Here is a 759-nt window from a genome sequence, read left to right as displayed (position 1 = left end):
CAGGAGGATGGAATGAAACTCTTCGACGGTGGCCGGGCGCCCAACCCAAGGCGGGTCCGCGTTTTCCTGGGCGAGAAAGGCATCGAAGTTCCACAGGTGCCCATCGACATGGGGGCGCTGGAACACAGGCAACAGGCGGTCAGCTCGCGCAATCCCTTGCAGCGCCTGCCGGTGCTGGAACTCGACGACGGCACCGTCATCACGGAATCCGTCGCCATCTGCCGTTATTTCGAGGAACTGCATCCCGAACCGGCCCTGTTCGGGCGTGGCGCACTCGGCAGGGCGCAGGTCGAGATGTGGCAGAGGCGGATGGAATTCAATTTGCTCAGCTGCGTCACGCAGGCCTTCCGGCACACCCATCCGGCCATGAAGGAATGGGAAATCCCGCAGGTCTCGGAATGGGGCGAGGCCAACAAGCCGAAGGCCGTGGCGTTCCTTAGGCTGCTGGATGGAGAACTGGGCAGCCGGGAGTTCATCGCCGGTGACAGCTATTCGATCGCCGACATCACCGGCCTGATCGCTGTGGACTTCATGAAGCCGGCACGCATCAAGGTGCCGGATGATTGCGCGAATGTGTTGCGCTGGCATCAGGCCGTCTCCAGCCGGCCGAGCGCATCAGCCTGAGAATGACTGCCGAACTCGAAAACCTCGTCGCCAAGGTCCGCGCCTGTCGCATCTGCGTGGAAAATCCGGCCGGTAAGCCGTTGCCGCATGAGCCGCGACCTGTGCTGCGCCCATCGTCCAGCGCCCGTATCCCTG

1 protein-coding gene and 1 pseudogene are annotated in these 759 nt (G+C 63.2%); both read left to right on the top strand.

Annotated features, from left to right (window positions below):
* Nucleotides 1-12 precede the first annotated feature (12 nt).
* A complete protein-coding gene (locus EN750_RS37180; RefSeq protein ID WP_127399469.1) occupies nucleotides 13-624 on the top strand; it encodes a glutathione S-transferase in 612 nt (203 codons plus the stop codon).
* Nucleotides 564-759, top strand: a pseudogene (locus EN750_RS41300) (uracil-DNA glycosylase family protein); the annotation flags it as partial. The gene EN750_RS37180 and the pseudogene EN750_RS41300, both read left to right, overlap by 61 nt.

The organism is Mesorhizobium sp. M7A.F.Ca.ET.027.03.2.1, from assembly GCF_003999175.1.
Lineage (GTDB): Bacteria > Pseudomonadota > Alphaproteobacteria > Rhizobiales > Rhizobiaceae > Mesorhizobium.
This window is presented reverse-complemented; position numbering and strand designations above follow the sequence as displayed.

Excerpts from the sequence above, each read along its gene's own strand:
- EN750_RS37180 (WP_127399469.1), top strand. The coding sequence starts at position 13 with ATGAAACTCTTCGACGGTGGCCGGGCGCCCAACCCAAGGCGGGTCCGC.